Origin of the sequence: Sphingomonas sp. PAMC 26621 (assembly GCF_000251145.1) — a bacterium.
GTDB lineage: Bacteria > Pseudomonadota > Alphaproteobacteria > Sphingomonadales > Sphingomonadaceae > Sphingomonas.
Genome location: NZ_AIDW01000010.1, coordinates 1 through 13,726 on the forward strand (window position 1 = coordinate 1; position 13,726 = coordinate 13,726).

Below are 13,726 nucleotides of genomic sequence, written 5' to 3' on the forward strand. Positions count from 1 at the left end.
GGGAGCCGTAACGGCTCGGCCGGACAGGAAGCCAAGGCCACCGCCGCGCTTCGCAAGGCGGCGGCGAGCGAGGGCATCGGGCTGGGGCTGCAATATGATCCCGCCGCGCGGCTGTACGCGGGGGCGTGCGCCTCGTGCCATTACAACGGCAAGGCGCTCAACCCGCTGCGCCCGGACCTCGCGCTCAACAGCGCGGTGAGCATGGACGATCCGACCAACCTGATCCAGGTGATCCTCCACGGCGTCAGCGCCGCGGACGGCGCGCCGGGGGTTGTGATGCCGGGGTTCACCGGCTTCAGCGACGCCGACATCGCGCGGCTCGCCGCGTGGCTGCGCAAGACCCGTACCGACAAGCCGGCCTGGGCCGATCTCCAGAACAAGGTCGCCGCGATCCGCGAGCCGGGCCGCGCGCAGGGGAAGGGCGAATGACTCAGTTCACCATCAATGGACGCGCCGTCACCACCACGGTCGACGACGATACCCCGCTGCTGTGGGTGATCCGCGATGACATCGGGCTGACCGGCACCAAGTTCGGCTGCGGGATCGGGATGTGCGGCGCGTGTACCGTCCATGTCGGCGGGCGCGCGACACGGTCGTGCATCACCCCGGTCGCCTCGATCGAGGGCGCGGACGTGACCACGATCGAGGGGCTCGACCCCGCGTCCAACCACCCACTCCAGCAGGCGTGGCGCGAGCTGCAGGTGCCGCAATGCGGCTACTGCCAGTCGGGCCAGATCATGCAGGCTGCCGCGATGCTCAAGGATTTCCCGGCGCCGAGCGACGCCGAGATCGACGCGGTGATGACGGGCAACCTGTGCCGCTGCATGACCTATGTTCGCATCCGCGCCGCGATAAAGCAGGCGGTCGGCCAGACCGCCGCCGTTCCCCCGGAGCCAAAGGCATGAGCCGCCTGCGCACCGCCGCCGACCAGGCGTTCAGCCGCCGTGGCTTCCTCGTCGCGAGTGCGGCCGGGGGCGTCGCCTTCGGCTTCTCGCGCGTGATCGCCGCGATCGATCCCGCCGTGCCGGGCAGCGTGCCTGCGGCGACGACCGGCCCGTCGTTCGATCCGACGCTGTGGTTCGGGATCGATTCGGCCGGGATCATCACGGTCAACATCATCCGCGCCGAGATGGGCCAGCACGTCGGGACCGCGCTCGCGCGGATCCTGGCGGACGAGCTCGAGGCGGATTGGGACAAGGTCCGCATCGTCCATGTCGATACCGATCCCAAATGGGGGCTGATGGTCACCGGCGGGAGCTGGTCGGTGTGGCAGACCTATCCGGTGTTCAGCCAGGCCGGCGCGGCGGGGCGGATCGCGCTGATCGAGGCGGGCGCCAAGCTGATGGGCGTCAGCGCCGCAAGTTGCACCGCACGCGCGGGCGCTGTCCATGCCGGCGGGCGCTCGATGTCCTATGGCGACATCGCAAAGAGCGGCGCGGTCGCGCGGCAGTTCACTGCCGATGAAATGAAGACGCTGCCGATCAAGCCGGTCAAGGACCGTCGCCTGATCGGCAAGCCGGTCCATGCGCTCGACATGGATGCCAAGATCAACGGCAGCGGCATCTACGGCATCGACGCCAAGGTGCCCGGCATGGTCTACGCCCGCCCCAAGATGCCGCCGACACGCAATGGGTCGAAGGTCGTCTCGGTCGACGACAGCGCGGCGAAGGGCGTGAAGGGCTATCTGCGCTATCTCGTGCTCGACGATCCGTCGGATACCGTCCCCGGCTGGGTGATGGTGATCGCGTCAAGTTACTATGCGGCGATCAAGGCGACCGACCTGCTCAAGGTGACGTGGACGCCGGGCGCCGGCGCGGACGTCAGCGAAAAGATGCTGCTCGACCACGGCGCGGCGCTGGTCGCCAAGGCGGACGGCGGGATCAAGCTCGACGTCGCGGATGACGATACGACCCCGTCGTTCGGCAACGCCGCGGGCAAGACGCTCGAACAGAGCTACACCACCGCGACCGTGCTGCACTTCCAGCTCGAGCCGCTCAACGCGCTCGCGTTCGAGAAGGACGGCGTGTTCGAGATCCACGCGGGCAACCAGTGGCAGAGCCTGATCCTGCCGACGCTCGCAAAGGCGCTCGGCGTGCCCGAGACCAAGGTGGTGATGCGCAGCTATCTGCTCGGTGGGGGATTCGGTCGCCGGTTGAACGGGGATTATACCGTCCCGGCGGCGCTCGCGGCCAAGGCGCTCAAGCGTCCGGTCAAGATGATCCTGACGCGCGAGGACGATGCGCGGTTCGACTCGGTCCGCTCGCCCTCGGTCCAGCGGGTGCGGATGGCGTTCGGCGACGACGGGCAGATCCAGGCGATGGAGCATCACGCCTGCGCTGGCTGGCCGACCCAAGTGCTCGCTGGCCCCACGCTGCTGGCGAAGACAAAGAAGGGCGGCCAGTACGACCCGTTCGCGATCTCGGGTGCGGATCACTGGTATGACGTCGGGCATCAGACCGTGCGCGCGGTGGCGAACGATCTCGCCAACACCACCTTCCGGCCGGGCTGGCTCCGCTCGGTCGGGCCGGGCTGGACCAACTGGGCGCTCGAATCCTTCATGGACGAGGCGGCGCATCATACGAAGACCGATCCCGTCGCGTTCCGATTGAAGCTGCTGACCGGCAAGGGTCGCAACGCCGGGTCCGCGCCCAATGCGGTCGGCGGCGCTTTGCGGCAGGCGGAGGTCGTGCGGCGCGCGGCGGCGAAGGCGGGCTGGGGGACGACGCTCCCTGCCGACACCGCGCTCGGCATCGCGACGAGCTTCGGGCAGGAGCGCGACATGCCGACCTGGTCGGCGTGCGTTGCGCAGGTCCATGTCGATCGCGCGACCGGCTTCGTGCGGGTTCAGAAACTGACGCTGGTGGTGGACGCCGGGACGATCGTCGACCCCGATGGCGCGCTGGCGCAGGTGCAGGGCGCGGCGCTGTGGGGGCTCAGCATGGCGCTGCACGAGGGCACCGGCTTCGAGGCGGGGCAGGTGAAGGACACCAATCTCAACACCTATCTGCCGCTGCGCATCGCCGACGTGCCCGAGATGGACATCAGCTTTGTCGAGAGCGCGGAAGTCCCGGTCGGGCTGGGCGAGCCCGCGACCACGGTGGTCGGGCCGGCGATCGGCAACGCGATCTTCGCGGCGGTCGGGGTTCGGCTGCGGCATATCCCGATCACGCCCGCGGCGGTGAAGGCGGGGCTGAAGGGGGCCTGATCGCTGCCGTCACCCCGGGCTTGGCCCGGGGTCCACCGTGGTCCGCGTCCGTAAAGCGTTGAGATAGCGGCACGGTGGACCCCGGCACAGGGCCGGGGTGACGGCTGTTGTGGGGTGCCGTGAATACGCCAGAACCGCGCGCAGCGGCGTTGGACGTATTCAACCCAATCCGTTCGTTTCGAGCGACGAACGGGTGGGAGCGAGGCCCGGCAACCGCGCCCCGAACCTATCCGCGCCCCGCCAGCCGCTCCGCCAGGAAATCCACGAACACGCGCACGCGGCGCGGGGTGTTTGCGCCGCCGACGAAGATCGCGTGAATGTCCTCGGTGTCGCCCGGGTTGAACGCGTCGAGCAGCGCGACCAGTCGCCCCGCCGCGGCATCATCCGCCACGTGAAAGCTCCCGACCCGCGTGATCCCGACGCCCGCCTGCGCGAGCTGGACCAGCGTCTCGCCGTTGTTCGCCGCGATGTTCCCGCCGACGTCCAGCGCGAACGCGGCGCCGTCGCGCACGAATGGCCAGCCAGGGTCGACCCGGCGGAAATTGAAGTTGAGGCAATTATGGTCGTGCAGGTCCTCGGGCACCTGCGGCATCCCGGCGCGCGCGAGATAGGCGGGGGCGGCGACGATCGTCCGGCCATTCGACCCGATCCGCCGCGCGGTCAGCGGGCTGTCGGCGAGCGGACCGAAGCGGATCGCCACGTCCGCCTGGCCGCCGAGCACGTCGGTCAGCTCGTCGCTGAGGCTGAGGTCGACCAGGATCTCGGGATAGCGCGCGACGAAATCCGCGAGCAACGGCACGATCGTGATCCGGCCATAAGCGAGCGACGCGCTCACCCGCAGCCGCCCGCGGGGTGCCGCCTGATAGGCGATCGCCGCTTCGGACTCGGTCAGGTCCGCGAGGATCCGCCGCGCCGCGAGCAGATAGGCCTCGCCCTCGGGCGTCACGGTCAGCGTCCGCGTCGTCCGCACCAGCAACCGCACGCCGAGCCTGCTTTCGATCCGCGAGATGATCCGGCTGAGCGCGGACGGCGTCAGCGCCAGCGCGCGCGCGCCCGCCGACAGGCTGCCCGCGCGGACCACTGCATCGAACGCCTCCATCTCGCCCGCGCGATCCACCCTGCGCACCATCTGTGATTCTCCCGCAAAGCTGCTGGTCCTGCTTACCCTCTACCGGAGGACGCTGCGTTGCACCATTTGAGGAAAATCACAGACCGGAAGATACGTATGAAACTCAACCCCGCCATTCTGGCGCTGGCCGTCGGTGCGTTCGGCATCGGCGTCACCGAATTCGCGCCGATGGGGATGCTCCCCGTCATCGCGACCGACCTCGGCGTGTCGATCCCGACCGCAGGGTTGCTGATCAGCGCCTATGCGGTCGGCGTGCTGATCGGCGCGCCGCTGATGACGCTGACCACCGCGCGCGTTCCCCGGCGGACGTTGCTGATCGCGCTGATGGCGATCTTCACCATCGGCAACCTGCTCGCGGCCTTGTCGGGCAGCTACACCACCTTGCTGATCGCGCGGGTCGTCACCTCGTTCAATCACGGGGCGTTCTTCGGCGTCGGGTCGGTCGTCGCGGCGCGGCTGGTGCCGGCGGATCGCCGCGCAGGCGCGGTCGCGACGATGTTCATGGGGCTGACGATCGCCAATGTCGGCGGCGTCCCGCTCGCGGCGTGGGCGGCGGAAGCGTTCGGCTGGCGGACGGTGTTCTGGGCGATCACCGGGCTCGGCGTGCTCGCGATGGCGGCGCTGCGCTTCGCCGTCCCGGTCATCCCGGCGGATGCCGACAGCGACATGCGCGCCGAATTGCGCGTGCTGGTGCACGGGCCGGTGCTGGTCGCGCTGTTGCTGACGGTGATCGGGTCGAGCGCGATGTTCACGGTGTTCACCTATATCGTCCCGATCCTCCAGACGCAGGCGCACGCCTCGACCGGTTTCGTCACCGCGATGCTGGTGCTGTATGGGCTGGGGCTCACGGTCGGGAACTGGCTGGGGGGCCGCTATGGCGATCGCTCGGTCGACGGGACGCTGATCGTCACGCTGGGCGGTCTGGTCGCGCTGCTCGTGGTGTTCGCGGGTGCGATGGCGTGGCCGGTGCCCGTGGCGGTGCTGATCTTCCTGTGGGGCGTGGCGAGCTTCGCGCTGGTCCCGCCGCTCCAGATGCGCGTGATGGCGGCGGCGGGGGATGCGCCCAACCTCGCGTCGGCGATGAACATCGGCGCGTTCAACCTCGGCAATGCGGTCGGCGCGGCGCTCGGCGGCGCGGTGATCGGGGCAGGGATGGGCTATCCCGCAGTGTCGATCGCGGGTGCGGTGATGGCGGGGAGCGGGCTTGCGCTGGTGCTTCTGCTGCGGCTGCAGGCGGGGCGTGCGCGGCTGGCGACGGCAGGCTGATCTTAGACCTTAGTCTCGTTCGATCGCGGGCGCGCCGGGTGTTTACCTCTTGGAAACGCCCTGCATGATGAGTGGCGTGCATGTCGCGCACCGCTCTTTTGCAGGCCTTTCGCCGCGCTTGCCTCCGTTGGATGGCGTGTCTGGTGCTGGCGCTCGCGACGGTCGCGACGCCCGCCTTCGCGTGCGACGTCACGACGCCGACCGCGGCATCGGTCGGCACCTTTTCTCCCTCCGCGATCAAGGCGAGCGCGCCGTACGTGAAGACGAGCGGCGGGTTTCGCTGCACGGGGTTTACCGCGCTGACGGTCCTGTCGGGCAATTTCCTGAAGGCGACGATCCCGGCGGGGACCGTGCTCAACCTGACCTCGGCCGCCGGCCCCGCGAACACCGTCAGCTACCGCGTCTTCGCGGACGCCAACGCCACGGTCGAGCTCAAGGCGGGGACTGCTGCCTTCTACATGAACGGCCCGGCGGTGAACCTGCTCAATCTGCTGGGGGACGGGACGATCGACGTGCCGGTCTATTTCAAGCTCGCGAGCATCGGCTATGTCGCGCCGGGCACCTATACCGGCAGTTTTTCGGTCAAATGGGACTGGAATTTCTGCAACGGTCTCGCCTCCGCGCTCGGCGTCTGCCTCGGTGCCGTCGACAGCGGGAGCAAGACCGGGGTCATCACCGTCACGCTGGTGGTCGCGGCCAGACCCCCGACGATCACGATCGCGTTCGGACAAGTCACCTGGGACCCGGTCAGCGGCACCAGCAACCCGCGCGCGATTCCGGGGAGCAAGCGCCGGATCAACGTGTCGATCACCAACCCCGACATCGTCGCGACCGAACTCAACGCGCTCCAGGCGGTGTTGCCGACCCCCGGCGGTATGGCGATCGCGCTCGATGGCGACGGCAGCGGGAGCGGCACCGTGGTGCAGTCGAGCGAGGGAAGCCCGCCATCGGGCGTCACCTTCGGCTATGCCGGGCCATCGAGCACCACCGATCAGGTCGATTTCTCGTCCGACGGCGGCAATAGCTGGACGTACGTGCCGGTTGCAGGGGCGGCGGCTTCGCAAGCCGCGGTGACGACGGTCCGGTTCCGTCCGCAGGGCACGATGGCCCCGGCGTCGTCCTATACGATTACGATGCCGTACAGTTTGAAGTGATGCTGGGGGGCGTTGCAGATGAGGGGTGCCGAACGCACCCGGGTTAAGCCGTAGCCGCCAATGCCGAAGGGTCGGCGGCTACGGTGCAAGCTGGAACAGCGATCAGGTGTAGGTGACGCGGACCATCGGCTTGACGCCCTTGCGTAGGGCAAAGCCAACCAGCCCGAACCCGGCCAGCATCAACGTCCAGGTTGCAGGCTCGGGGATGGAACTTGTTGCAAACCCCGAAATCACGAAACGAGCGTCGCCGCAGTTTCTGCACTCGTATGAACTGTACGCGGTAGAGATGTCGTTCGTGATACCAGAGGTTAGCGGTTTCAGAAATGTGAATACCGTGTACCGAGTGACTTCAGGATTAAAGAACATGATTGAGTTTTTGGTGAAATAGTCACGGAAGACGAAGCCATCCTGATCAGTGTAATGATAAGAACAAAGAGCCGTTCCCGCCGATGTCGTAATATCATAACCCAGCGCTGCGCCGGTGTCAGAATCAATAGAAAAGGTCCCCGACGCGGTGCCGCCGTCGGAGAATTCGACGCCGCTGAGCGTCCAGACAATCGATGTTGCGGTCGCGGGGGCGGAAGCCGCCATAGCCGACATCGCAAACAAATAACCGATACGTTTCATCTTTATTCCATTCCCTGAGTGCCTGTTGGCCATTGGCGACGAGGAGAAAATGCAAACTTCGTGCAACTTGAAATATCGTTTATTTACTGAAGACGATGAGACGTTCGGATTGAAATCTGTAAGCGTGGTTGACGGAAAAGTCGGATATTGCGAGGAAACCAGAGAAAACTGGTGGATTACTCAAGATATCTTCGCGCCTCGCGCGTTCCGATCTGCCGCAACGCCGTCTTCTGTCGGTCACCCCGTCGCGCGCGCCTGCTCGCGGGTCACGCCAGCGATCCGATCGAGCGCCTGCGCTTCGATCTTTTCCAGTTCGCCCAGCGTCTCGGCGATCGCGTCGCGTTGGGCGTCGAGGCGGTCGATCCGCTCGCGACAGCGCTCGGCGAGCGCGCGCATCTGTTCGACATGCTGCGGGTCGGCGTCATACAGGTCGAGGAATTCGGTGATGTCGGCAAGCGTGAAGCCAAGCCGCTTGCCCCGCAGGATCAGCTGCATCCGGGCGATTTCGCGCTTGGTGTAGACGCGAATCGTGCCGACCCGGCTCGGGGTGATCAGTCCGCGATCCTCGTAGAAGCGCAGCGTCCGCGGCGTGATGGCCAGCATCCGCGCAACCGCGTTGATCCCCGCGAGCTCCTGCTGCCCGTCGTCCAATCCAGCTCCTCCGGTGACGCGTTATCATCGTTTCCGGGCCGGTCCGGTGGGGATCGCAGCCCGCACTTGCGTCTTGAATCCCGTGTCGCGGATTTGCGGCGATAAGGGAAACGCCATTTGTCGCGGTGCCGGTATTGTCGCGGGCGACCCCGGAAGCGTTGCAGAAAAGTCACGCAAACCCATGAAACCCGAAGGATCTTCTTCCTTGCCGGCAAGAATCCTTGACCACGTCGCTCATCCTTATAGGCGAGATGCCGTATACGGCATCGGCCTCGCGCATAAGACGCGAGCCGATCGGTTCGGACGATCGCACGGATGCGGCGTCCTCAAGGAAACGTCCGTGGCCAGTCCTGTTCCAGGGGCGGCCTGATGGAGAGGAAAGACGATGTCCCTGCTGATCCTCGGAGCGCTGCTCGCTGGAGCCCCGCTCGCCCCCGATACCGTCGTCGGTCGCTGGAGGACCGAAACCCACAATGCCATCGTCGAGATCGCGCGCTGCGGTCCCTCGATCTGCGGAAAGATCGTCACGTCCGACGCGCTTCGCGCCAATCCGGGCATGAAGGACGCGCGCAATTCGAACACCGCGCTGCGCAATCGCCCGATCGAAGGCATGCAGATGCTGAGCGGGTTCAAGCCCGAGGCGGACGGCGTGTGGAGCAACGGCCAGGTCTATAACGCCGATGACGGCAAGACCTACAGCGGCAAGATCACCCCGCTCGGCGCCAACCAATTGAAACTGCGCGGCTGCGTCTTCTTCCCGTTGTGCAAGACGCAAACCTGGACGCGTGTCCGCTAAATCCTTTTCCCCCCAGTGATGAGTACAGGAATTCCCATGGTAAATCGTATCAAGGCCCCGTTGCTGGGCGCGACCGCGCTTGTCTCCTCGCTTGGCTTCGCCAGCGTCGCGCATGCCGACGCTTTCTATCTCGAGGCGCAGTCGGCGCGTGGCGCAGGGCGCGCCTTCTCGGGTGAAGCCGCCGACACCGGTCCGGCGTCGCTGTGGTGGAACCCCGCCGCAATCGCGGGCATCACCAGTGGCGAAGCCGCGGTCAGCACGACCGCGATCCTGCCCAAGGGCGAAGTGATCGACAACGGCACGCTGATCCGTCGCCCGGGCCAGGCGTTCGCGCCGGTGCGTGGCAATGCGGTCTCGCGCGACCCGATCAACAACGGCGTCCTGCCGAGCGGTGCGATCGCCTATCCGATCAACGACCGGATCGCGATCGGCGTCGCGGTCACGTCGCCGTTCAGCTTCACCACCGATTATGATTCGAACAGCTGGGCACGCTACAGCGCTGACAAGACGCGGTTGCGAACGATCGACATCCAGCCGTCGATCGGCGTGGTGCTGACCGACTGGCTGCGAGTCGGCGGCGCGCTCAACGTAGAATATACCAACGCCTTCCTCAGCAACCAGCTTCCCAACGTCCTCGCATCGCTGCCGGACGGCACCCAGGCGCTGAACGGCGATGGCTGGGACTTCGGCTGGACCGCGGGCGTCCAGCTTCATAACCGGATCGCGACCGTCGGCATCAGCTACAAGTCGAGCATCGAGCATACGCTCACCGGCGATCTCAACATCTACAATCTGGTCGGGCCGCTCGCCGCGTCGAACACGTCGTTGTCGGGCGTCCAGGCGAAGTTCCGCACCCCGGGGCAGGTGATCGTCGCGGGTCGGCTCAAGGCGACCAACGCGCTGACGCTCAACGCGCAGGTCGTCGCGTATAACTGGAGCAGGTTCGATGCGATCCGGCTCGGCGCGCCGCTCAACGTCGCGATCCCGGAAAATTACCGGGATAGCTGGAGCCTCGCGGGCGGCGTCGACTATGCGCTCACCCCCAAGGCGACCGTCCGCGCTGGCCTTCAGCGGACGATCACCCCGACGCAGGACGGCCTGCGCGACGCGCGCGTGCCCGACGCCAACCGCTGGACCTATGCCGCGGGTGGCAGCTACCAGCTGACCTCGCACATCGCGCTGGATGCGGCGGCGAGCTATGTCGACTTCAGCAACGAGACGATCGATCGCACCACCGCGGCCTTTGCCGGCACCGCCGCGCAGACGCCGATCGTCACCAACGGTCTGCTCCGCAATGCGCATGCGGTCGTGCTCTCGGTCGGCGGGCGCGTGACGTTCTGATAAAAACATGCAGCGGGGGAAGCGATGCTTCTCCCGCTGAATCGCGCTAGATCAAGCCCTTGCGAAGCTCCCCTCGGCTGCGACCGGGCAGAACGCGAACCGCGTGCATTCCGCGCCTCCGTCATTCTGGTGCGGCGCGCGGTTAAGCGATAGTACAGACGTCCGCCGTAACGGTCGCGCGGAGGAGAAGTGCGATGGCGAGCGATCTGCCCCCGACATCCGTGTCCGCCGACATGGACCGGATTTTCAAGCCGCTGAGCGACCGTGCGCCCGTGAACTCGGCGCAGCAGGATCGCTCGCGGCAGGATGCGCGGGCCCGTGGCAAGCGGGACTGGCGGTTCTTCACGATCGTCGCGCCCGCACTGGTGCTGGTCGCGGGCACTGCGCTCGCGGTTGGTTATGGCCAATTCGGCCAGTTGCCGAAGCCGTTGGAGTCGACTCGCCACGTTGCCCCGATCCCGCCGTCGCAGCGTGCCGCCCCAACGGCGACCGTTCCGACCCCTTCGGGCGAGCAGGCGGCGCACCAGACAGTCGCCACGGACGTCGAGGATCCTCTTCCGCCGCCGCCGACGGATGGCACCCTTGCGCCGCCTGCCGAAGCATCCACGGCTTCCAACCGGGCGCGGGTCGTCGATCGGCGCGCGGTACGGGGCGAGCAACCGGCCGGCACAGCGCCGCGCGCAACGCTCGCGAGAGCCGATTCTTCACAGCGGCCCGTGCTCACGCGCGGCGAGAGTTCGGACGGTGGGGCGTCGTCGCAATGCCCCCCAGGGAGCCTCGAAGACCGCTGCATCTATCAGGACGTCCTCAACGCGGATGCCCGGCTGCGGCGCGCCTATCGCCGCGCGCGGCAGAGCGGGGTCCCCTATGGCCAGCTCGAGTCGATCAACCGCCAGTGGATCCGCGCGCGCGAGGCCGCGCAGGATGATCCCGACGGGACGATCCAGCGGTATGACCGGCTGACGGGGATGCTCGACCGCGCCCGCCAGGACGGCGGCGAATGACCGAGGGTGCAGCGATCCCCGTGGTTCTGCGTTCGCCCGGCGAACGCGCCGAACGGGCGCGATCGACCGAGGGCAGGGTCGTCTACGCGATTGGCGATATCCATGGTCGCTACGATCTTGTGTCCGCGCTGCTGGAAGCGATCGTCGCGGACATGGCGACGATCGTCGACGGTCGCCCCCCCCTTGCTGGTGTTCTGCGGCGATTATGTCGATCGCGGGCCGCAATCCTCGCAGGTCCTGACCGCGCTTGTCTGGCTGTCGCGCCAGTCCACGCTCGAAATCGTCTTCCTGCGTGGAAATCATGAGGTGATGCTGCTCGATTTTCTCGATCATCCCGACCGGAATATCCCCTGGCTCCGACGCGATGGCGCGCAAACCCTGATGTCCTATGGCGTCGATGTGCCGGGGGACGATCTGGCGTCGCTCGAAACGGCCTGCCGGGCGCTGCGCGACCGGTTGCTGGACAAGATGCCCGCGTCGCATCTCGCATTCCTGCGGGGCTTGCCGATCCGGACGATGTGTGGCGATTACCTGTTCGTCCACGCGGGGCTAAAACCCCGCGTGTCCATCGCGCGGCAAAGCGAGGAGGATTGCCTGTGGATCGGGGAAGAGTTCCTGTCGGCGGATTACCGTTTCGACAAGATCGTCGTCCATGGACATAGCTGGAGCGCGGACGAACCCGAGATGACGGCGAACCGAATCGGTATCGATACGGGCGCCTATTCGACCGGTGTCCTCACCGCGGTTCGCCTCGAGGGGGAAACGATCGTGTTCCTGCAGGCGCGGACGCGGTCGGCGGAAACGTCATGCTAGGATTCTTCATTGTGCCGACTGGTTTGGGAACGCCCTAATGCTACGCCTTCGCATCTTCGCCTCGGTCGTGTCGATCCTGTCGCTCGCCACGATGCTGCTCGCGATCCTCGTCGCTGCGCCGATCGGCGTGGCGATCGCGCTGCTCGTCGCGGCGGCATGTCTGGCGATCGTCGCCCCGTTCGACGCGTGGGATTCGGCGCGGCGCTTGCGGGTCCTGGTGGCGGGCGTGGCGTATCTCGTCGCCGTCGCAGTCGCGTTGCTCTTCACGCGCGGCGGATCGACCGAACCCACCCTGTTGATCGCGCTGACCGTGCTTCTGCAATTGGGCGTGGGGATTGCCTGCTGGGCCTTCGCCACGCGCAAACGCCGCCGCATGCCGCAGTCACGGCGCTATTTCGACAATTGAGCGAAGGGCGGCCCGGGGCCGCCGCTCCATTGGGCACGCTTGAATCGTACGGTTTGCAGTCGCGCGCTACCGCAACTGACTGTCCTTGCTGCCCCGGCGGTTGATCGCGGAGAAGGCAGGACTCTGATCACGCTGGCTCTGGCAGGCGACGCATGTGCGGACGCCGGGCAGCGCGTCTCGGCGGCGCTGGGGAATGGGTTCGCCGCATTCGTTGCATTCCGCTGCGCCGTCGCCCGTCGGCATGCGCGACCGGGCGAACAGGACCGCGTCGTTGATGGTGTCGTCGATCTGATCCTGAACCGCGCCCTCGGGCGCCCATCCGCTTGCCATAGTGTCACCTGATATTCGTTGCTTGGGACCAATATGGGGTCGCGCGCGGCGCTGCCAAGGCGGCGGCGTCGCGGTGGCGGGCGGGTCGTCATGACGGGTGCGTTTTGCCGAAGGACCCGGTATGTTCCGTGGCATGGACTCCGTTGCCCCTTTGCCTGTCGCCGCCCGCACCATAGTCGATTTCGTCGTCATCGACGTCGAGACGGCGTGTTCGAGCGTCAGCAGCATTTGCCAGGTCGGGATCGTCGGCTTCAGGAACGGGGTCGAGGTGTTCGACTATGAAACGCTGGTCGATCCGCTCGACCGGTTCTCGTCGTTCAACACGCGAATCCACGGTCTCACCTGCGACCATGTCTTCGGCGCGCCGACCTTCGCCGACGTCCACGCCGCGATCGACTCGCATCTATCCGGACGGATCACCGTCGCGCACTCCTTCTTCGACAAGGGGGCGCTCGGCGCGGCGTGTCGGGTCCATGACCGGGCGGAGATCAGGACCACGTGGCTGGACAGCGTGCGCGTCGCGAAGCGGGCGTGGCCCGAACTGCCGAGCCACCGGCTCAACGTGTTGAGCAAGTTCCTGGGGGTGCGCCACAAGCACCACGATGCGCTGAGCGACGCGCGGGCGGCCGGCATGGTGATCGTCCGCGCGATCGATCACACCGGAATCGACCTCGCCGGCTGGCTGGCCCCGCCCCGGGGGCGCGGTGGCCCCGCGCCGAAGGCGGCGGCGGTGGGTCCGTTGAAGGGCGAACGGGTCGCGATCCTGGGGGCACCGCGCGACGGTGCGCTGGCGCGGCGCCTCGCTGCGGCGGGGGGCAGGGTCGTCGCGTCGGTCGGCCTGACCACGACGAAGCTCGTCATCAGCAACGATCAACCCTTCGGGCACTATGTGACCGCGCATGCCGATCACCGCCGCGCGGACGCGCTGCGGCGGGAGGGTCACCGGATCGAGATCGTATCCGAGGACGAGATCAGGGAGCGTCTCGCAGCGGTTGGCTGACGTG

General features: G+C 67.0%; 15 protein-coding genes. 11 read left to right on the forward strand and 4 right to left on the reverse strand.

Annotated features, from left to right (window positions below):
• From RI03_RS04630 to RI03_RS04640, 3 genes are all read left to right on the forward strand, one after another.
• On the forward strand, positions 1-429 hold a 429-nt coding region (locus tag RI03_RS04630), incomplete at its 5' end, for a c-type cytochrome (protein WP_010215543.1).
• Entirely contained in the window at positions 426-905 is a 480-nt protein-coding gene (locus RI03_RS04635) for a (2Fe-2S)-binding protein (RefSeq protein WP_010162604.1), read from the forward strand. The genes RI03_RS04630 and RI03_RS04635, both read left to right, overlap by 4 nt.
• Positions 902-3,205, forward strand: coding sequence for a xanthine dehydrogenase family protein molybdopterin-binding subunit (locus RI03_RS04640; protein ID WP_010215546.1), 2,304 nt, complete (start codon positions 902-904; stop codon positions 3,203-3,205). Before RI03_RS04635 ends, RI03_RS04640 begins: the two co-directional genes overlap by 4 nt.
• 226 nt (positions 3,206-3,431) lie before the next feature.
• On the opposite strand, the gene RI03_RS04645 is transcribed toward RI03_RS04640, so the two are convergent.
• Entirely contained in the window at positions 3,432-4,334 is a 903-nt protein-coding gene (locus tag RI03_RS04645) for a LysR family transcriptional regulator (protein ID WP_026046452.1), read from the reverse strand.
• Between the two features lie 96 nt (positions 4,335-4,430).
• Here RI03_RS04645 and RI03_RS04650 point away from each other — a divergent pair, with 96 nt between their 5' ends.
• Both RI03_RS04650 and RI03_RS04655 read left to right on the forward strand, forming a co-directional pair.
• Positions 4,431-5,600, forward strand: a complete 1,170-nt coding sequence (locus tag RI03_RS04650) for an MFS transporter (protein WP_010215550.1) — start codon at positions 4,431-4,433, stop codon at positions 5,598-5,600.
• 143 nt (positions 5,601-5,743) lie between these two features.
• The gene (locus tag RI03_RS04655) at positions 5,744-6,754 is read left to right on the forward strand and encodes a spore coat protein U domain-containing protein (protein WP_238542274.1); all 1,011 of its coding nucleotides are present in this window, start codon (positions 5,744-5,746) and stop codon (positions 6,752-6,754) included.
• 102 nt (positions 6,755-6,856) lie between these two features.
• Here the strand turns inward: RI03_RS04655 and RI03_RS04660 are convergent, their stop codons facing one another.
• Both RI03_RS04660 and RI03_RS04665 read right to left on the reverse strand, forming a co-directional pair.
• A complete protein-coding gene (locus tag RI03_RS04660; protein WP_010215553.1) occupies positions 6,857-7,381 on the reverse strand; it encodes a PEPxxWA-CTERM sorting domain-containing protein in 525 nt (174 codons plus the stop codon).
• Between the two features lie 237 nt (positions 7,382-7,618).
• On the reverse strand, positions 7,619-8,032 hold the full coding sequence (locus RI03_RS04665; protein ID WP_010215554.1) for a MerR family transcriptional regulator: 414 nt from the start codon (positions 8,030-8,032) through the stop codon (positions 7,619-7,621).
• Positions 8,033-8,417: 385 nt separating this feature from the next.
• On the opposite strand from RI03_RS04665, the gene RI03_RS04670 reads away from it, so the two are divergent.
• From RI03_RS04670 to RI03_RS04690, 5 genes are all read left to right on the forward strand, one after another.
• Positions 8,418-8,828, forward strand: a complete 411-nt coding sequence (locus RI03_RS04670) for a DUF2147 domain-containing protein (protein WP_010162610.1) — start codon at positions 8,418-8,420, stop codon at positions 8,826-8,828.
• 36 nt (positions 8,829-8,864) lie between these two features.
• Positions 8,865-10,169 carry an OmpP1/FadL family transporter gene (locus tag RI03_RS04675; RefSeq protein ID WP_026046454.1) on the forward strand — a complete coding sequence of 435 codons (1,305 nt, stop codon included), beginning with the start codon at positions 8,865-8,867 and terminating at the stop codon, positions 10,167-10,169.
• Between the two features lie 194 nt (positions 10,170-10,363).
• The gene (locus RI03_RS04680) at positions 10,364-11,173 is read left to right on the forward strand and encodes a hypothetical protein (RefSeq protein ID WP_010215557.1); all 810 of its coding nucleotides are present in this window, start codon (positions 10,364-10,366) and stop codon (positions 11,171-11,173) included.
• Positions 11,174-11,275: 102 nt separating this feature from the next.
• Positions 11,276-11,986, forward strand: coding sequence for a metallophosphoesterase (locus tag RI03_RS04685; RefSeq protein ID WP_238542275.1), 711 nt, complete (start codon positions 11,276-11,278; stop codon positions 11,984-11,986).
• A gap of 37 nt (positions 11,987-12,023) precedes the next feature.
• The gene (locus RI03_RS04690; protein WP_010215562.1) at positions 12,024-12,392 is read left to right on the forward strand and encodes a hypothetical protein; all 369 of its coding nucleotides are present in this window, start codon (positions 12,024-12,026) and stop codon (positions 12,390-12,392) included.
• Between the two features lie 66 nt (positions 12,393-12,458).
• Here the strand turns inward: RI03_RS04690 and RI03_RS04695 are convergent, their stop codons facing one another.
• Positions 12,459-12,722 carry a DksA/TraR family C4-type zinc finger protein gene (locus RI03_RS04695; protein WP_010162615.1) on the reverse strand — a complete coding sequence of 88 codons (264 nt, stop codon included), beginning with the start codon at positions 12,720-12,722 and terminating at the stop codon, positions 12,459-12,461.
• A gap of 151 nt (positions 12,723-12,873) precedes the next feature.
• On the opposite strand from RI03_RS04695, the gene RI03_RS04700 reads away from it, so the two are divergent.
• Complete coding sequence (locus RI03_RS04700; RefSeq protein WP_010215563.1) at positions 12,874-13,722, forward strand: 3'-5' exonuclease; 849 nt, start codon at positions 12,874-12,876, stop codon at positions 13,720-13,722.
• The last annotated feature ends 4 nt before the right edge of the window (positions 13,723-13,726 follow it).